Raw genomic sequence first — 18,016 nt, 5'->3', positions numbered from 1 at the left:
GGTGTAGGCGGTGCGCCAAGGGCTGCAGGCGGGAGAAACGACATGGGGAGCCGAGGCTCCCCAAGAAGTCGTTGCGTGCTCTTGTTGTTCTTCTGCTGGGCTTCTTGTTTTTGTTGAGTGCCCTGCCCACAAATCTCGAAGCTTGTGGACGACCCCCAACCCGGGGGTGAAGAGCAAACGGATTGCTTTGGTCGCTGATGTTATGTTGATCGTTCGATCCAACCAGTTCAGGCGCTGCTTTTTAGTGCAGTTTTTGTTGTTCTCTGCCTGGTTGTGGGGCAAGCCCAAACACAACTCCTCTCCAAAAGAATCAGTTAGCTGCGCCTCCGCCGTCTTGTTTTTATTGTGCGTGAGCCGTTTCGTCTTGTTCTTATTCTGGGTTGCAGTGCTTGTTATTGTTCTTGTGCCAGAGATATAGCAGATGCCGTGCCAACTTTTGAAAACCCAATGAAAACGGGGGCTTGGCAGCATTGAGAGGGATTCGGCGGGCAAAAAATATAGACATTTCGTTACCGTACGCCTCGGCGGATGTTACGTCTGGGTGGGTGGGGTAACAGATTCCGGGGCGTCTTGGGGCTGCCTTGCAGCCCATCGCCGGCCAGCCGGTTCCCATAGAATTGTCTGTATGCCACATGATTGATGGACACCGCAGTCCCCTGTGGGAGCCGGCTTGCCGGCGATGGGGCGCGAAGCGGCCCCAAATGAGATCTGCCACTGGATCGAGTCGATCACAGATGACGGGCTTGCCCGCGAATGGGGGGAGGCCAAGGAGGAGGCAGGAGGACACTCTCCTGCCTATATAGAGGAAGGGCGATCAGTTGTCGCTGGTAGCGTTGCTCTTGCGCCGCGGGATACCCAGGCGCTGGCGCCGCTCCCACAGGCACTTGCGGCTGACGCCCAGCTTGCGGGCCAGCTCGGTCTCGGTCATGTGGTCCTGGTGTTCGAGGACGAAGTGCTGGAAGTAGTCTTCCAGCGAGAGGTCCTCGGTCGGCTCGTGGCTGGCGTTGTTGGCGCTGGCGTTGGATGCGGACGGGCTGCTGTCGAAGGCTTCCTCGTCCTCCAGGTCGCTCAGCTCGATGTCGATGCCCAGCAGGTCGGCGGAGATTTCCGCGCTCTCGCTGAGGATCACCGCGCGTTCCACTGCGTTCTCCAGTTCACGCACGTTGCCCGGCCAGCCGTAGTGGCGGATCGCTTGCTCGGCCTCGCTGGAGAAGTGCAGGTCATCACGCCCGATGCGTGCGCTCTGGCGAGCCAGGAAGGCATTGGCGATCTCGTTGACATCGCTGCCGCGCTCACGCAGGGCCGGCAGTTTCAGGGCGATGACGTGCAGGCGGTAATAAAGGTCTTCACGGAACTGGCCGGCCTTGGCCAGGTTCTTCAGGTCGCGGTGGGTCGCGGCGATCAGGCGTACGTCGACCTTCTGCGACTGCACCGAGCCGACTCGGCGGATCTCGCCTTCCTGCAGCACACGCAGCAGGCGCGCCTGGGCTTCCAGCGGCAGTTCGCCGATCTCGTCGAGGAACAGGGTGCCGCCGTCGGCCGCTTCCACCAGGCCCGCACGGCCGGCGCTGGCGCCGGTGAAGGCGCCTTTCTCGTGGCCGAACAGCTCCGACTCGATCAGGGTTTCCGGAATGGCCGCGCAGTTCACCGAGATCATCGGTGCCTTGGCCCGCCGCGACAGGTTGTGCAGGGCCCGGGCGACCAGTTCCTTGCCGGTGCCGGACTCACCCTGGATCAGTACATTGGAATCGGTGGGCGCGACCTTGCGGATCTTGCCGTACAGGTCTTGCATGGGCGGGCATGAGCCGATGATGCCGATCTCGCCGTTGGCCGCTGCGGCGCTGCTCTTGTCGGCCGTGACGGCCCTGCCGTTGGCCCGTGGTTCGGCGCTGGTGGGGGCGGCCGGGGCGTTTTGCCGGTCGCGCAGGATGCGCGCCACGGCCTGGAGCATCTCGTCGTGGTCGAAGGGCTTGGCGATGTAGTCCACCGCGCCCATCTTCATCGAGTCCACCGCCGAGCGCAGGCTGGCGTAGCTGGTCATGATCAGCACCGGCGTGCCCTGGCCGAGCTTGATCAACTCGGTGCCGGGGGCGCCGGGCAGGCGCAGGTCGCTGACGATCAGGTCGAAGGTGGCAATGCTGAAGCGCTCCTGGGCTTCCTGCACCGAGCCGGCCTCGCTGACCTGGTACTGGTTGCGTTCGAGCAGGCGGCGCAGGGCCGAACGGATGATGGTTTCGTCTTCGACGATCAGAATGTGCGGCATTGATTCAATTCTCTCGACGGTCTCGAATTTCAGGGGACGTCGCTACGACATGCCGGGGCAGGGTCACGCGGATCCGGGTGCCACGCTGCCGTTCGATATCGGCCGGGCTGTCGATGGTGATTTGCCCATAATGCTCTTCCACGATGGAATAGACCAGAGCAAGCCCAAGTCCGGTGCCTTCGCCCGGGTCCTTGGTGGTGAAGAAAGGTTCGAACAGGCGGTCCATGATGTTCTTCGGGATCCCGCTGCCCTCGTCCTCGACGATCAGGTCGACGGTGTGCTCGTTCATTTCGCTGCGCACCCGCACGGCACTGCCGGGCGGCGAGGCGTCACGGGCATTGGAGAGCAGGTTGATCAGCACCTGGGCCAGACGCTGGGGGTCGCCCTCGACCCAGTGCTCGGGGTCGCAGAGGTTGAAGAACTGTACTTCGAAATTGCGCCGGTTCAACGCCAGCAGACCAATGGCATCCTGCGCCACCTCGGCCAGGCACACCGGCTCCTCGCTGTTCTGGTGGCTGCCGCCGGCATGGGCGAAGCTCATCAGCGACTGGACGATGCGCGAGACGCGCTTGGTCTGCTCGATGATCTGGCTGGACAGCTCGGTGATCTCGCCATCGTCCTCGCGCTCCTCGCGCAGGTTCTGCGCCAGGCAGGCGATGCCGGTGATCGGGTTGCCGATCTCGTGGGCCACGCCCGCGGCCAGGCGGCCGATGCTGGCCAGGCGCTCGGAGTGCACCAGCTTGTCTTCCAGGGCCTGGGTCTCGGTGAGGTCCTCGACCAGCAGCACCAGGCCGCTGTTGCCGGGCGACAGCGGTTCGGCGATGGCGGCCTTGTGCAGGTTGAGCCAGCGGGTCTGGCCGTCCAGGGCCAGGCGCTGCTTGTGCAGGTGTTCGTCGGGCACGTTGATGAAGTTCTGCAGCAGGCTGCGCCAGGGCTCCGCGACGGTGACCAGGCGCGAGCCGACCACGTGCTTGGCGGCGACCCCGGTCAGCTCCTCCATGGCCTTGTTCCACATCAGGATCTCCTGGTCCTTGGCCAGCGAGCAGACGCCCATGGGCAGTTCCTGCAGGGTCTGACGGTGGTAGCGGCGCAGGGCATCGAGTTCGGCGGCAAGGCCGGTCAGGCGCGAGTGGTAGTCTTCCAGGCGGCTTTCGATGAAGTGAATGTCTTCGGTGACGTAGTTCTCGTTGCCGGACTTGTACGGCAGGAAGGTCTCGACCATGTCCTGGGCCACGCTCGGGCCCATCAGGCCGGACAGGTTGGCCTCGATGCGGTCGCGCAGCCGGCGCAGGGCATAGGGGCGACGCTCGTCGAAGGGCAGGTAGAGGTCGCGCAGGGCCTGTTCGACTTCCTTCTGCGCAGCCTTGGCGCCCAGTGGCTTGGCCAGCTGGGTGGCGAACTCCTGTGGCGAGGCGGCGTGCAGTTCGCGGCGCTGGGGGCGGCGCACGTTGTCCACCGCACAGGCCTCGGCCGCGCTGACTTCTTCGCTGCTGGCATTGGTGAACAGCGAGATCAGGGTGAACAGCAGGACGTTGGCCGCCAGCGAGGCGATCGCCGCCATGTGCCAGCTGGTGTCGTCCAGCACGTAGATCATGTTCAGCAACGGGATATAGAAGCCTTGCAGGTTGCCCAGCAGGGGCAGCAGCATGGTCACCATCCACACCGAGATGCCCGCCAGCAGGCCGGCGATGAAACCGCGCCGGTTGGCGGTCGGCCAGTACAGCACCGAGAGCACGCCGGGCAGGAACTGCAAGGTGGCGACGAAGGCGACGATACCCAGGTTGGCCAGGCTCTGGTGGTAGTTCTGGGTCAGGTAGAAGACGAAGCCTGCGGCGATGATGGCGACGATCAGGGCGCGCCGGGTCCACTTCAGCCAGCGGTAGATGTTGCCTTCGGCCGGCGGCTGGTAGAGCGGCAGCACCAGGTGGTTGAGGGCCATGCCCGAGAGGGCCAGGGTCGTGACGATGATCAGCCCGCTGGAAGCGGATAGCCCACCGACATAAGCCAGCAGGGTCAGGGCCTGGTTGTCGGCGGCGATCCCCAGGCCGAGGGTGAAGTACTCCGGGTTGGTGCTCGCCCCCAGGCGCAGGCCTGCCCAGAGGATCAGCGGCACGGCCAGGCTCATCAGCAGCAGGAACAGCGGCAGGCCCCAGCTGGCGCTGACCAGCGAGCGGGGGTTGAGGTTCTCGGTGAAGGCCATGTGGTACATGTGCGGCATGACGATGGCCGAGGCGAAGAACACCAGCAGCAGGGTGCGCCATGGCCCCTCCTGCAAGGGTGTGTGCAGCGCAGCCAGCGCGGTCTGGTTCTGCAGCAGCCAGACTTCCAGCTGGTGCGGGCCACCGAACACGCCGTACAGCGCGTACAGGCCGATGCCGCCCAAGGCCAGCAGCTTGATCACCGATTCGAAGGCGATGGCGAACACCAGGCCTTCGTGCTTCTCGCGCGTGGCGATGTGGCGCGAGCCGAAGAAGATGGTGAAGAGAATGATCAGCACACAGAAGGCGAAGGCCACCCGGGCCTTCACCGGCTCACCGGTAAGGATGCTGATCGAGTCGGCTACCGCCTGGATCTGCAGCGCCAGCAGAGGCAGCACGCCGACCAACATGAAGATGGTGGTCAGCGCACCGGCCCAGGTGCTGCGGAAACGAAATGCCAGCAGGTCGGCCAGCGACGAGAGCTGGTAGGTGCGGGTGATCTTGAGGATCGGGTAGAGCAGCACCGGTGCCAGCAGGAAGGCCCCGGAGACCCCCAGGTAGCAGGCCAGGAAGCCATAGCCGTACTGGTAGGCCAGGCCCACCGAGCCGTAGAACGCCCAGGCACTGGCATAGACGCCCAGCGACAGGGTGTAGGTCAGTGGGTGGCGGATGAGCGAACGCGGGATCAGCCCTCGTTCGCTGATCCAGGCCACGCCGAACAGCACCAGCAGGTAGGCGGCGCTGATCAGGATCATCTGGGTCAGGCTAAAGCTCATCGGCATCTCGTTGGCTCTGCAGGATGAAGGTGACGACGATCAGGATCAGCCAGAGCAGGTAGGGGCGGTACCAGGCACCGGTCGGTTCGATCCACCAGTCCATGATGGCCGGGGAGAACAGGTAGATCCCCACGACCAGAAGCAGGACCAAACGATAGATGTACATGCTGGCCTCGATGGTTGGGCGCTGCGGGCTTGGACTTATTATTGGCGCAAATGGCTGCGGCGATGCTAGCGGGATTCAGCCTTGCTCGGCAACAATTTGAATTTGTTGGATTTTTCCAAGCGCTCTCCACTTATCCCTGGAGCCCCTTGGCCATCAATGCAGCTCGGCCTCTGGCAGGGTGCGCTGCCGTGCGATGGCCTCGGGGCGCCAGCGCTGGCGCGCCACCGCCAGCACTTCGGCGGGGCTGGCGCTTTCCAGCGCCGGCTCCGTGACCTGGCCCAGGGCCCGCAAGGCGCGCAACAGCAGCGGCGTGGCCTGGTCGGCCGCCAGTGGCGGCGAGCGATACGACTTGCCCAGCTTGTGCCCGTCCGGCTGCACGATCAAGGGAATGTGCAGGTAACGCGGCTGGGAAAATCCCAGCAGTTCCTGCAGGTACAGCTGGCGTGGGGTGTTGTCCAGCAGGTCGGCGCCGCGCACGATGTCGGTGACGCCCTGCCAGGCATCGTCCAGCACTACTGCCAGTTGGTAGGCATAGAGCCCGTCCCGGCGCTGGATGACGAAGTCGCCCACGTCGCGGCCCAGGTGCTGTTGGAAATCGCCCTGGACCCGGTCGGTGAAGCGGTAGACCAGCTCCGGCACCCGCAGGCGGATCGCCGCTCCTTCGCGGGCATGGCCCGCGTTGCGGCACAGCCCCGGGTACACCCCGCCATAAGCTTCGAGCTGCTTGCGCGAACAGCTACAGGCGTAGGCCAGGCCCATGCTCAGTAGGCGTTCGACCACCTCGGCATAGGCTTCGTGGCGCAGGCTCTGGTACACCACCTCGCCATCCCATTCCAGGCCATAGCGCTCCAGGGTTTGCAGGATGGCATCCCGGGCGCCGGGCATCTCCCGCGGTGGGTCGGTGTCTTCCACGCGCAGCAGCCAGCGGCCTGCGGCGGCGCGGGCATCGAGCCAGGAGGCGAGGGCGGCGACCAGCGAGCCGAAGTGCAGGAAGCCACTGGGGGTGGGGGCGAAACGCCCAATGTAGCGGGAGTCGTTCATGGTTTTTTGCAGGGCTACCAAATGAAACGGGGCGCCTATAGCGCCCCGTTCGGTCGGGAATCAGGTCAACCCTTGCCGACCTGCTTTTCCTTCTTCTCCGCCAGCTCCTTGCAGTCGAAGCACAGGTCGGCGGTAGGGCGGGCCTCCAGGCGGCGCAGGCCGATTTCGACGCCGCAGGCCTCGCACCAGCCGTACTCTTCGTCCTGGATGGACTGCAGGGTCTTGTCGATCTTCTTGATCAGCTTGCGCTCGCGATCGCGGTTGCGCAGTTCCAGGGCGAACTCTTCTTCCTGGCTGGCACGGTCGGCGGGGTCGGGGAAGTTGGCCGCTTCATCCTTCATGTGGTCTACGGTCCGATCCACACTGGTCATCAGCTCTTGCTTCCAGGCGCTCAGGAGCTTGATGAAATGCTTGCGCATGGGTTCACCCATGTACTCCTCGCCCGGTGTTTCCTTATAGGGTTCGACACCGTACATGGTCTGACCGGCTTTTTGCTTTTCTACGGTGGACATGAATAGACCGCCTCTCACTCATCTGATCCAATGCGCAGGCTGCTCCATCTCCGGCGACCGCCGGCCCTGCGACTGCGAGCCGCCGAACTTACCAGATAGATCGGGGGTGCGCTACCCCGCCCGATCCTAGGAATTGACAGCAGCGCTAGCCGCGCGTTCGATGCTGCGCAAGGGTAGAATCAACAGTTTAGACCCAATTGAGAGAAGGCCCATGGCCCAGCCCCACAGTGCGCGTAGTCGCGCCATCGAACCCTTCCACGTCATGGCCTTGCTGGCACGTGCCAACGAGTTGCAGGCGGCCGGCCATGATGTCATTCACCTGGAGATCGGCGAGCCGGACTTCACCACCGCCGAGCCCATCGTGGCAGCGGGCCAGGCGGCGCTGGCCGCCGGCCATACCCGTTACACCGCCGCCCGTGGATTGCCGGCGCTGCGCGAGGCGATCGCCGGCTTCTATGGTCAGCGCTATGGCGTCGACCTCGACCCCGAACGCATTCTCATCACGCCGGGTGGCTCCGGTGCTCTGCTGCTGGCCAGCAGCCTGCTGGTCGACCCTGGCAAGCACTGGCTGCTGGCAGACCCTGGCTACCCGTGCAATCGTCACTTCCTGCGCCTGGTAGAAGGCAGTGCGCAGCTGGTACCGGTGGGCCCCGAAGTCAACTACCAACTGACCGCCGACCTGGTCGAGCGCCACTGGGACAAGGACACCGTGGGCGCCCTGGTGGCTTCGCCGGCCAACCCCACCGGTACGGTGCTCGACCGTCAGGCCCTGGCCAGCCTGTCCCAGGCCACCCGCGAACGCCATGGCCACCTGGTGGTGGACGAGATCTACCATGGCCTGACCTATGGCATGGACGCGCCGAGCGTGCTGGAAGTGGATGACCAGGCGTTTGTCCTGAATAGTTTTTCCAAGTATTTCGGCATGACCGGCTGGCGGCTTGGCTGGCTGGTGACGCCACCCTCTGCGGTGGGCGACCTGGAAAAGCTGGCGCAGAACCTCTACATCAGTGCCCCGAGCATGGCCCAGCATGCCGCGCTGGCGTGCTTCGAGCCGCAGACCCTGGCGACTCTCGAGGCGCGTCGCGCCGAGTTCGCCCGCCGTCGCGACTTCCTGCTGCCGGCCCTGCGCGAGCTGGGCTTCGGCATTGCCGTGGAGCCCCAGGGCGCTTTCTACCTGTACGCCGACATCAGTGCCTTCGGCGGCGATGCCTTCGCCTTCTGCCGGCATTTCCTGGAGACCGAGCACGTGGCATTCACCCCGGGCCTGGATTTCGGCCGCCACCAGGCCAGCCACCATGTGCGTTTCGCCTACACCCAGAGCCTGCCGCGCCTGGAAGAGGCGGTGCAGCGTATCGCCCGTGGCCTGCGGAGCTGGCAAGGCTGATGCTGTTCTTTCCCGAACTCGAACAGGCGCGCCTGCTGCGTCGCTACAAACGCTTCCTGGCCGACATCGAGCTGGCCAACGGCGAACAGTTGACCATCCACTGCCCCAACACCGGCTCCATGCTCAACTGCATGCGTGAAGGCGGGCAGGTCTGGTTCAGCCGCTCCAACGACCCCAAGCGCAAGCTGCCGGGCACCTGGGAGATCAGCGAGACACCCCAGGGACGCCTGGCCTGTGTCAACACCGGCCGGGCCAATGCCCTGGTCGAGGAGGCGCTGCGCGCCGGGCTGATCGCCGAACTGGCCGGGTTCACCGCGCTCAGGCGTGAAGTGGCCTATGGCGAGGAGGGCAGCCGGGTGGATTTTCGCCTGGAGTTCGCCGAGGGCCCGGCCTATGTGGAGGTCAAGAGCGTCACCCTGGGCTACCCGGACACCCCGGTCGCCGCCTTCCCCGATGCGGTGACCCAGCGCGGTGCCAAGCACCTGCGTGAGTTGGCGGCCCTGGCGCGCCAGGGTATCCGTGCGGTGCAGCTGTATTGCGTGAACCTCACCGGGATAGAAGCGGTGCGCCCAGCTGAGGAGATCGACGCCGCCTACGCCCAGGCCCTGCGCGCCGCGGTGGCGGATGGTGTCGAGGTCCTGGCCTATGGCACACGCCTGGATGCCTCGCGAATCGTCATCGACCGCCCGCTGCCGGTGCTGCTCACGCCTTGAGCCAGATGCCCTGGCTGTCTTCCAGGCAGTCCAAGGCTTGTAGCCGGTCACCTTCGCAGGGGCCGGCCACGCATTCGCCGCTCTCGATCAGGAACAGTGCCCCATGATGGGCGCAATGGATCAGGCTGGCGCTGTCGTCGAGAAAGGCGTTTTCATCCCAGTTCAGGGCGATGCCCCGGTGCGGGCAGCGGTTGCGATAGAGATAGACCCGGCCCTGGCGGCGCACGCCGAACAGTCGTTCGCCAGCTACGCTGAAGGCGCGGCTGTGGCCTTCGGCGAGGTCGGTGGAGGTGCAGAGAAAATGCATCGCAGGGTACGGCTCGTGTAACGAAGGGATGGCTTGACGCTTCAATGCGAATAATTATCAAATTGCCCGCATGCGCTGTGTACGCCTGCCTATGGTGCGCAGTTCCGCCGTCCGCCACAAGGCGTGCGGCCTGCCTTCTGCAAAGGAATACGATGATGCGTCGTCCCGCTGCCCTGGCCGCCTTGTGCGCCGGCCTTGTCCTCGCCACCCAGGCCCTGGCCGCCGAGCTGCCGCAACGCTGGGTCAGTGCCGGTGGCGCCTTGAGCGAGTGGATCAGTGCCTTGGGCGGCGAGCAGCGCCTGGTGGGCGTCGATACCACCAGCCAGCACCCCGAATCGCTCAAGGCCTTGCCCAGCATCGGCTACCAGCGCCAGTTGTCTGCCGAGGGCATTCTCAGCCTGCGTCCGGATGTGCTGGTCGGCACCGAGGAGATGGGCCCGCCACCGGTGCTGGCGCAGATCCGCAAGGCCGGTGTGCGGGTCGAGCTGTTCTCCAGCAAGGCCGAACTGGGGGCCGTGGACGAGAACCTCAAGCATTTGGGCAGCCTGCTGGGGGCCGAGCAGAAGGCCGCCGAGCTCGCCGCCGGGTACCACCAGCAGCTCGACGCGTTGCAGGCCAAGGTCAAGCAGGCCCAGGCCAGCCAGCAGGCGCCGGGCGTGCTGCTGCTGGTCGGCCATGCCGGCGCCAAGCCGCTGATCGCCGGGCAAGGCACGGCCGGCGACTGGCTGCTGCGCCAGGCCGGCGCGCGCAACCTGGCCGATCACCAGGGCTACAAGAACTTTTCCGTGGAGGCCTTGGCGGCCCTGGACCCGGATGTGGTGGTGTTCTCCGACCGCAGCCTGAGCGGCGAGCAAGCCTTGCAGGCGCTGCTCAAGGAGAACCCGGCCCTGGCCGCTTCCCGGGCGGTGCGTGACAAACGCCTGGTGTCCCTCGATCCGACCCTGTTGGTCGGTGGCCTGGGGCCGCGCCTGCCGGCCACCCTGCATGAGCTGGCTGGCGCCTTCTATCCGGCGGCCAAGGGCTCGCTCGCCCAATGAAGCGGCGGGTCCAGCCGCGCACGCTGTTCATCTGCCTGACCCTGCTGTGCCTGCTGGCGATCTGGCTGTCGCTGGCCCTGGGCCCGGTAAGCCTGCCGTTGTTCGACACCTTGCGCGCCGGCTTGCACCTGTTGGGGCTGCCCATCGCCGCCGAGGGCCTGGAGCAGGCCGGGATGATCCTGGGGCAGATCCGCCTGCCGCGTACCTTGCTGGGGCTGGCGGTCGGGGCGGTGTTGGCGCTCTGCGGGGTGGCCATGCAGGGGCTGTTCCGCAATCCCCTCGCCGACCCGGGGTTGGTCGGGGTCGCCAGTGGTGCGGCCCTGGGGGCGGCGGTGGCGATCGTCGGCGGTAGCTGGCTGGGCGGTATTCCGGAAGTGCTCGCACCTTACCTGTTGTCGGTCTGTGCGTTCATCGGCGGCCTCGGGGTGACGGCGCTGGTCTACCGCCTGGGCCGTCGCGACGGCCAGACCAATGTCGCCACCATGCTGCTGGCCGGGATCGCCCTGACCGCCCTGGGCGGCTCGGCGGTCGGCCTGTTCACCTACCTGGCCGACGACGCCACCCTGCGTACCTTGACCTTCTGGAACCTGGGCAGCCTCAATGGCGCCAGCTACGAACGCCTGTGGCCCTTGCTGCTGGTGGCCGTGGCGGTGGCACTGTGGCTGCCGCGGCGTGCCCAGGCACTCAATGCCTTGTTACTGGGTGAGTCGGAGGCGCGCCATCTGGGGATCGAGGTGGAGTCGCTCAAGCGCGAACTGGTGTTCTGTACCGCCCTGGGCGTGGGCGCGGCCGTCGCTGCTGCCGGGCTCATCGGTTTCATCGGCCTGGTGGTGCCGCACTTGGTACGCCTGGTGGCAGGGCCCGATCACCGGGTGCTGTTGCCGGCTTCGTTGCTGGCGGGTGGCTCGCTGCTGCTGTTCGCCGACCTGGTGGCACGCCTGGCCCTGGCGCCGGCGGAGCTGCCGATTGGTATCGTCACGGCTTTCATCGGCGCGCCGTTCTTCCTGTTCCTGCTGGTTCGAGGGCGGCACTGATGCTTGAAGTCGAAGGCCTGCACCTGCGCCGTGGCGCGACCGAGGTGCTGCACGATATCCGGTTGGAACTGCGCCCCAGCCAGGTCCTGGGTGTGCTCGGGCCCAACGGTGCCGGCAAGAGCAGCCTGCTGGCCGCCTTGTGCGGGGAGCTGGCGCCCAGCCAGGGCCGGGTACGCTTGCTGGGGCGCGAGCTGGGGGATTGGACAGGGCAGGAGCGGGCCCGTCGCCTGGCCGTGCTGCCGCAGGTTTCCAACCTTGGCTTTGCCTTTCGCGTCGAGGAAGTGGTTGGCCTTGGCCGGTTGCCCCACGCCAGCGGCCAGCAGCGCGACCGGGAAATCGTCGAAGCGGCCCTGCGCGCGGCGGATGCCAGCCATCTGGTGGAGCGCAGTTACCTGGCGTTGTCCGGGGGCGAGCGCCAACGGGTGCACCTGGCTCGGGTCCTGGCCCAGCTGTGGCCGGGCGAGGAGGGCACCACGCTGCTGCTGGACGAACCGACCTCGATGCTCGACCCGCTGCACCAGCACACGACCCTGCAGGCGGTGCGCAGCTTCGCCGACCGTGGCGCGGCAGTGCTGGTGATCCTGCATGACCTGAACCTGGCGGCGCGCTACTGTGACCATATCCTGTTGCTGGAGCAGGGCCGCTGCCATGCCCTGGATACCCCGCAGCGGGTCCTGACTCCCGATGCGCTCAAAGCGGTGTTCGGCATCGACGTGCTGGTCCAGCCGCATCCGGAGCGTGGTCATCCGCTGATCATCACCCGCTAGGAGGCTTCCCCCATGCGCCATCCCTTGTTGTGCGGCCTGCCGATCCTGCTGGCCCTGGTGCTGGTGGGCTGCCAGGCCAGCTTGCCAGCCCTGCCTGCGTGGCAGAGCAGCGAGGGGCGCGACAGTACGCAACTGGGGCAGATCCGTGACCTGGCCAGTGGCGAGGTGCTCAGCCCCGGGCAACTGGTGGCGCGCCTGGCCCAGGCGCCACGGGTACTGGTGGGAGAAAAGCACGACAACCCCGATCATCACGCCCTGCAACTGTGGTTGCTGCGTGCCCTGGAAGCCCACCGTCCCCAGGGCAGCCTGCTATTGGAGATGCTGCAGCCTTCGCAGCAGCCGCTGGTCGATGCGCTGCAAGGCCAGGCGACGCTGCCCGAGGACCTGCCCAAGGCCTTGGCCTGGCAGGAGGGCTGGGACTGGCAGGTGTACGGGCCGATCGTGCGGGAGGCGTTGCGGCGCCCCGTCCCGCTGCTGGCGGCCAACCTGTCGCAGGATGAAGTACGCCAGGCCTATCGCGATTCGCCGGTGTTGCCAGGAGAGCGCTCGAATGCGCCGGTCGTGAAGGCTGCGCTGCTCGAGCAGGTGCGCGCCGGGCACTGTGGCCTGCTGCCTGAAACGCAGCTACCCGCCATGCTGGCTGTCCAGCAGCAACGTGATCGGCGTATCGCCGAGCGGGTACTCGCCGCTGCGCAACCGGCCTTGCTGTTCACGGGCAGCTACCACGCGCGCAAGGACCTGGGGGTACCACTGCATCTGGCCGACCTGGGGGCCCAAGGCGAGACGAAGGTGCTGTTGCTGGCGGAGGTTGGCGAGCAGGTTGGGCCGGGCATGGCCGATTATGTGTGGTACACCGCAGCCTTGCCGGAGCAGGACTACTGTGCCCAGTTGCGGCGCTGATCGCGCTCGGCCGGGGTCGGAATTTCCAGGCAAAAAAAGACCCGGCAAATTGCCGGGTCAATAACCGTGATTAGCCTGATGAGGAGATAATCTGAAAGTCCGAACCAGGGGCTGTCAGTTTATCCAACCAGTCTCGCGACCAGTTGTGATAATCATAACGATTCTCATTTCGTCGTCAATACCTTCGCTCCGATTATTTTGATTTTTTTTGCGTAGGGCTCTTGGCATCCAGTTGTTGGTCGAGTGCCTGCTTGCGCTCGGGCGGCAGGTCGTTCCAGTGCATGTCGAGCAGTGCCGCCTCGATCGAGTACAACAGCACCTTCGAGGCCCGGAAGCCCCGCGACTTCACGGCCTGGTAGGCACCGACCGCGCCCAGCCGGCGCAGGTCCGAGGCACTGTGGATGCCGACGGCGTGGAGCCATTGCGCGGAGGTCTTGCCAAGATTTCTCAGATGCTGCAATTCATCGTTCATCGGGCCTCCTTGCGATGGCTGAACGAGTGTCGTGGGGATAAATCGCGAGCAGGTCAGAGAGGAGTGTAGCGGGGGTTGGGAAATACGCGGCCTTTTGCCATCGGCGAGGGGCGAGGTAGGGCTGCGCGATGCCAGGAATCGGGACTGCTTCGCAGTCCATCGCCGGCAAGCCCACACGCAGGGTGCAGCGGTGCTCACACCACATCATCAGCCATGCAGAGGGCTGTGGGGGAGTCGGCTTGCCGGCGATGGGGCATACCCAGGGCCCGAGCCAACCACGAATGATGCGGCTTGCCGGGGCATCTTGTGGGAGCGGCCTTGTGTCGCGAAAAGACTGCTTAGCAGCCCCAGGATCCCCGCCGCCCCACCAGGATCCTGGTTGTGCCTCAGATACCCGGCAGGCGCTGGCGGATCTGCTCGATCAACTGGTCCATGCTGGCGCTTTCCTGAGTGTCCACACGCTTGCTGTGTTGCTGTTCATTGGCATCCAGCGGGTCGCGGCTGGCCTGTTGCGCCTTGATCACCTCCAAGGTGGCGTCGGAGGGGTCGTCGTTCGCCGCCTGGCGCTGTTCCAGCCAGCTGGCGATGACCGCATCCGGGGCATGGCAGTCGAGGATCAAGAAAGGCACGCCAGTCTCGCTGGCGACCTCTGCCGCCGCCTGGCGCTGCTCATGCTTGAGGTAGGTGGCATCGAGCACCACCGGGAAACCGGCACGCAGGATGATCGCGGCCAGGTCATGCAGGCGCTGGTAGGTGGCGCGGCTGGCGTCCTGATCGTAGATCCCGGTTTGCACCTGCCCGCTGTTCTGCGGCGTCTGCTCGCCGAACAGGCGCTTGCGCTCGACATCCGAGCGCACGCGGATCGCCCCCAGCGACTCGACCAGGCGCATGGCCACGTGGCTCTTGCCCACTGCCGAGACACCGTGGGTGATGGCCAGCAGGCGCGAGGGGATGGCGCTGTAGCTCTCTGCCAGGTTGGCGTAGTTGCGATAGGTACGCAGGGTGGTGGCGCGCTGCACGCCATCGGCTCCGGCCGGCATGCTGAACAGGGCGACCTTGGCGCGTACCAGGGCGCGGTAGGCCTTGTAGAAGTTGAGCAGCTCCAGGCCTTCGTAGTCGCCGGTCAGTTCCAGGTACTGGCTGATGAAACGCCGGGCCAGGCATTTGAGGCCGCGGTCTTCCAGGTCCATGGCCAGGAAGGCGGTATCGGCGTAGACATCGGTCAGGCGGAACGGCTCGTTGAACTCGATGCAGTCGAAGATCACTACCTTGCCGTCGATCAGGGTGGCGTTGCCCAGGTGGACGTCGCCGTGGCATTCGCGGATGAAGCCGTTGGCCTTGCGTGCCGCGAGCAGGTCGTACAGGCGGTCGAAGCTGGCGCGGGCCCAGGCCTGCAGGTTGTCCAGCTGCTGCAGGTCGGCCTTGTCGTTGAGGAACGGACGGATCTGCTCGAAGTTCTGCTCCACCGGCGCCATGACGCTTTCCGGCGTACCCAGCGGGTGTTCGACCGGGACCCTGGGCGCCTGCAGGTGGAATTCGGCGAGCTGCCGAGCCATCTGGTCGATGTGGCCGGCGTTCAGTTCACCGTTGGCCTGCAAGGTCGCGAGCATCTGGCCCTGGGGGAACTGGCGCATCTTCAGGGCGTACTCGATCGGCTCGCCTTCGCCATCCAATTGCGGGGCCTCGGGGCTACCGGTGATCGGCAACACTTCCAGGTACAGACCGTCGGTCAGGCGCTGGTTCAGGCGCAGTTCTTCGTGGCAGAAGTGGCGGCGCTGGTCCAGGGCGGTGAAGTCGAGGAAGCCGAAGTTCATCGGCTTCTTGATCTTGTAGGCGTACTCGCCGGTCAGCAGCACCCAGGAGATATGCGTCTCGATGAGTTGGAACCCGTCTACCGGATGCGGGTAGAGGGCGGGGTTCTGCAGTGCGCTGATCAGGGCTTGGCTCACGGGCAATCCTTCAGGAGTCAGGGAATTCGAAAGCGACATTATGGTCAATGGTGCCGTCCCTGCATACCGCCGGAAATACTGGCGATCGTACGCGGTTGTCCGAATCGGCCCACAGGCCACCAGCCCTTGCAAAGTGCGTATAATCCGCCGCCATGACTCGTACCCGAAATCCCCGTACCCCCAAGAAACGCCCCGGTGGCCGCTCCCGCGCCTGGCTGGGCTGGGCCCTGAAGCTCAGCCTGGTCGGCCTGGTCGTGGTCGCCGGCTTTGCGATCTACCTCGATGCCGTCGTCCAGGAGAAGTTCTCCGGCAAGCGCTGGACCATCCCGGCCAAGGTGTATGCCCGGCCGCTGGAGCTGTTCGTCGGCCAGAAACTGAGCCGCAACGACTTCCTCACCGAGCTCGATGCCCTTGGCTATCGTCGCGAGAACGCCGCCAACGGCCCTGGCGCCGCCTCGGTCAACGGCAATACCGTCGAGCTCAATACCCGCGGCTTCCAGTTCTACGAGGGCATGGAGCCGGCGCAGTTCGTCCGTGTGCGCTTCTCCGGTGACTACGTGGCGGGCCTGTCCGGGGCCAACGGCGGCAAGCTCGATGTGGTTCGCCTGGAGCCGCTGATGATCGGCGGCATCTATCCGAAGAACCTCGAAGACCGCATCCTGATCAAGATCGACCAGGTGCCGCCGTACCTGCTGGAAACCCTGGTGGCCGTGGAAGACCGCGACTTCTACAGCCATTTCGGTGTCTCGCCCAAGTCCATCGTCCGGGCTGCCTGGGTCAACACCTCGTCGGGTTCCATGCGCCAGGGCGGCAGTACCCTGACCCAGCAGTTGGTCAAGAACTTCTACCTGACCAACGAGCGCAGCCTCAGCCGTAAGCTGACCGAAGCCATGATGGCCGTGTTGCTCGAACTGCACTACGACAAGCGCGAGATCCTCGAGGCCTACCTCAACGAGGTTTTCGTCGGCCAGGATGGCCAGCGCGCGGTGCATGGCTTCGGCCTGGCCAGCCAGTTCTTCTTCAGCCAGCCGCTGTCGGAGCTCAAGCTGCACCAGATCGCCCTGTTGGTGGGCATGGTCAAGGGACCGTCCTACTACAACCCGCGCCGCTATCCCGAGCGCGCCCTGGCCCGTCGCAACCTGGTGCTCGACCTGCTGGCCGAGCAGGGCGTGGCCAGCCAGGCGGTGGTCGATGCGGCGAAGAAGATGCCGCTGGGCGTGACCAAGCGCGGCAGCCTGGCCGACAGCTCGTTCCCGGCCTTCCTCGACCTGGTCAAGCGTCAGCTGCGCCAGGACTACCGCGACGAAGACCTGACCGAAGAAGGCCTGCGCATCTTCACCAGCTTCGACCCGATCCTGCAGATGAAGGCCGAGACGGCCATGAGCGAGACGTTCAAGCGCCTGGCCGGGCGCAAGGGCGCCGAGGCCGTGGAGTCGGCGATGGTGGTGACCAATCCGGAAACCGGCGAGGTCCAGGCGTTGATCGGCAGCCGTCAGTCCGGTTTCGCTGGCTTCAACCGTGCCATCGACGCGGTGCGGCCGATCGGCTCGCTGGTCAAGCCGGCGGTCTACCTGACGGCTCTGGAAAAACCGAGTCGCTACACACTGACCAGCTGGGTGCAGGACGAGCCGTTCTCGGTGAAAGGGGCCAACGGCCAGGTGTGGCGCCCGCAGAACTACGACCGCCGTCCCCACGGCACCATCTACCTGTACCAGGGGCTGGCCAACTCCTACAACCTGTCCACCGCCAAGATCGGCCTGGAAGTAGGGGTGCCCAATGTGATCAAGACCATTGGCCGGCTCGGCGTGGACGTCGACTGGCCGGCGTTCCCATCGATGCTGCTGGGGGCCGGTGGCATGTCGCCGATGCAGGTCGCGACCATGTACCAGACCATCGCCAATGGTGGTTTCAACACCCCGATACGGGGCATCCGCAGCGTGCTCACCGCCGAGGGCGAGCCGCTCAAGCGCTATCCGTTCCAGATCCAGCAGACCTTCGATCCGGGGGCCATCTACCTGGTGCAGAACGCCATGCAGCGGGTCATGCGCGAAGGCACTGGGCGCTCGGTCTACAACGTGCTGCCTCGCTCCCTGACCCTGGCGGGCAAGACCGGCACCAGCAACGACTCGCGCGACAGCTGGTTCTCCGGCTTCAGCCAGGACCTGCTGGCGGTGGTCTGGCTGGGCCGTGACGACAACGGCAAGACCCCCTTCACCGGCGCCACCGGTGCCTTGCAAGTCTGGACCAGCTTCATGCGCAAGGCAGACCCGCTGCCGCTGGACATGCCGCAGCCGGACAATGTCGTGCAGGCCTGGATCGATCCGTATAGCGGGCAGGGTTCGAACCGCAGCTGTCCGGGGGCGGTGCAGATGCCGTATATTCAGGGGAGCGAACCGCCCGCCGGGGCTGCCTGTGGCGGCGAGCAGAATCCGGCCGAGTCGGTCATGGACTGGGTCAAGGGCTGGATGAATTGAGCACAGGCTGCATTTGAAGAGGT

At 65.6% G+C, this 18,016-nt stretch carries 15 protein-coding genes; 7 read left to right on the top strand and 8 right to left on the bottom strand.

The window, feature by feature from the left end; translation table 11 throughout:
• Window positions 1–814: 814 nt before the first annotated feature.
• The 5 genes from ACDI39_RS13035 to dksA all read right to left on the bottom strand — a co-directional run bounded on the left by ACDI39_RS13035 (window position 815) and on the right by dksA (window position 6,956).
• Complete coding sequence (locus ACDI39_RS13035; RefSeq protein ID WP_368816662.1) at window positions 815–2,263, bottom strand: sigma-54-dependent transcriptional regulator; 1,449 nt, start codon at window positions 2,261–2,263, stop codon at window positions 815–817.
• Between the two features lie 4 nt (window positions 2,264–2,267).
• Window positions 2,268–5,243, bottom strand: coding sequence for a sensor histidine kinase (locus tag ACDI39_RS13030; protein WP_486538849.1), 2,976 nt, complete (start codon window positions 5,241–5,243; stop codon window positions 2,268–2,270).
• Window positions 5,227–5,403, bottom strand: coding sequence for a hypothetical protein (locus ACDI39_RS13025; RefSeq protein WP_003250005.1), 177 nt, complete (start codon window positions 5,401–5,403; stop codon window positions 5,227–5,229). Before ACDI39_RS13025 ends, ACDI39_RS13030 begins: the two co-directional genes overlap by 17 nt.
• 153 nt (window positions 5,404–5,556) lie before the next feature.
• A complete protein-coding gene (gene gluQRS, locus ACDI39_RS13020) occupies window positions 5,557–6,444 on the bottom strand; it encodes a tRNA glutamyl-Q(34) synthetase GluQRS (RefSeq protein WP_486538847.1) in 888 nt (295 codons plus the stop codon).
• A 65-nt stretch (window positions 6,445–6,509) separates the two neighbouring features.
• Window positions 6,510–6,956 carry an RNA polymerase-binding protein DksA gene (dksA, locus tag ACDI39_RS13015; protein WP_225790235.1) on the bottom strand — a complete coding sequence of 149 codons (447 nt, stop codon included), beginning with the start codon at window positions 6,954–6,956 and terminating at the stop codon, window positions 6,510–6,512.
• Window positions 6,957–7,167: 211 nt separating this feature from the next.
• Here dksA and ACDI39_RS13010 point away from each other — a divergent pair, with 211 nt between their 5' ends.
• Window positions 7,168–8,340, top strand: coding sequence for a pyridoxal phosphate-dependent aminotransferase (locus ACDI39_RS13010; protein WP_486538844.1), 1,173 nt, complete (start codon window positions 7,168–7,170; stop codon window positions 8,338–8,340).
• Window positions 8,340–9,053, top strand: a complete 714-nt coding sequence (sfsA, locus tag ACDI39_RS13005; RefSeq protein WP_225790233.1) for a DNA/RNA nuclease SfsA — start codon at window positions 8,340–8,342, stop codon at window positions 9,051–9,053. The genes ACDI39_RS13010 and sfsA overlap by 1 nt, the downstream gene beginning before the upstream one ends.
• Here sfsA and ACDI39_RS13000 read toward each other — a convergent pair.
• The gene (locus tag ACDI39_RS13000) at window positions 9,043–9,360 is read right to left on the bottom strand and encodes a Rieske (2Fe-2S) protein (protein WP_225790232.1); all 318 of its coding nucleotides are present in this window, start codon (window positions 9,358–9,360) and stop codon (window positions 9,043–9,045) included. The genes sfsA and ACDI39_RS13000 overlap by 11 nt on opposite strands.
• Window positions 9,361–9,512: 152 nt before the next feature.
• Between ACDI39_RS13000 and ACDI39_RS12995 the strand changes: the two genes are divergently transcribed.
• Genes ACDI39_RS12995 through ACDI39_RS12980 form a run of 4 tightly spaced genes read left to right on the top strand, consistent with a single transcriptional unit; the run spans window position 9,513 to window position 13,098 of the window.
• Window positions 9,513–10,397 (top strand): heme/hemin ABC transporter substrate-binding protein, encoded by an 885-nt coding sequence (locus ACDI39_RS12995; RefSeq protein WP_225790231.1) that lies wholly within the window; start codon window positions 9,513–9,515, stop codon window positions 10,395–10,397.
• A 50-nt stretch (window positions 10,398–10,447) separates the two neighbouring features.
• A complete protein-coding gene (locus ACDI39_RS12990) occupies window positions 10,448–11,431 on the top strand; it encodes a FecCD family ABC transporter permease (protein WP_225790294.1) in 984 nt (327 codons plus the stop codon).
• On the top strand, window positions 11,431–12,198 hold the full coding sequence (locus ACDI39_RS12985; protein WP_225790230.1) for a heme ABC transporter ATP-binding protein: 768 nt from the start codon (window positions 11,431–11,433) through the stop codon (window positions 12,196–12,198). The genes ACDI39_RS12990 and ACDI39_RS12985 overlap by 1 nt, the downstream gene beginning before the upstream one ends.
• A 12-nt stretch (window positions 12,199–12,210) precedes the next feature.
• Window positions 12,211–13,098, top strand: a complete 888-nt coding sequence (locus ACDI39_RS12980; RefSeq protein ID WP_253080740.1) for a ChaN family lipoprotein — start codon at window positions 12,211–12,213, stop codon at window positions 13,096–13,098.
• Window positions 13,099–13,291: 193 nt separating this feature from the next.
• Here the strand turns inward: ACDI39_RS12980 and ACDI39_RS12975 are convergent, their stop codons facing one another.
• Both ACDI39_RS12975 and ACDI39_RS12970 read right to left on the bottom strand, forming a co-directional pair.
• On the bottom strand, window positions 13,292–13,570 hold the full coding sequence (locus tag ACDI39_RS12975; RefSeq protein ID WP_225790228.1) for a TfoX/Sxy family protein: 279 nt from the start codon (window positions 13,568–13,570) through the stop codon (window positions 13,292–13,294).
• A 386-nt stretch (window positions 13,571–13,956) separates the two neighbouring features.
• A complete protein-coding gene (locus ACDI39_RS12970; protein ID WP_253080742.1) occupies window positions 13,957–15,519 on the bottom strand; it encodes a bifunctional aminoglycoside phosphotransferase/ATP-binding protein in 1,563 nt (520 codons plus the stop codon).
• Window positions 15,520–15,671: 152 nt separating this feature from the next.
• Between ACDI39_RS12970 and mrcB the strand changes: the two genes are divergently transcribed.
• Entirely contained in the window at window positions 15,672–17,993 is a 2,322-nt protein-coding gene (mrcB, locus tag ACDI39_RS12965; protein ID WP_486538840.1) for a penicillin-binding protein 1B, read from the top strand.
• The last annotated feature ends 23 nt before the right edge of the window (window positions 17,994–18,016 follow it).

This window comes from Pseudomonas sp. Tun-23181, assembly GCF_057415455.1.
The sequence above is the reverse complement of the archived record's forward strand: the minus strand, read 5'-3'. Positions and strand labels throughout refer to the sequence as shown.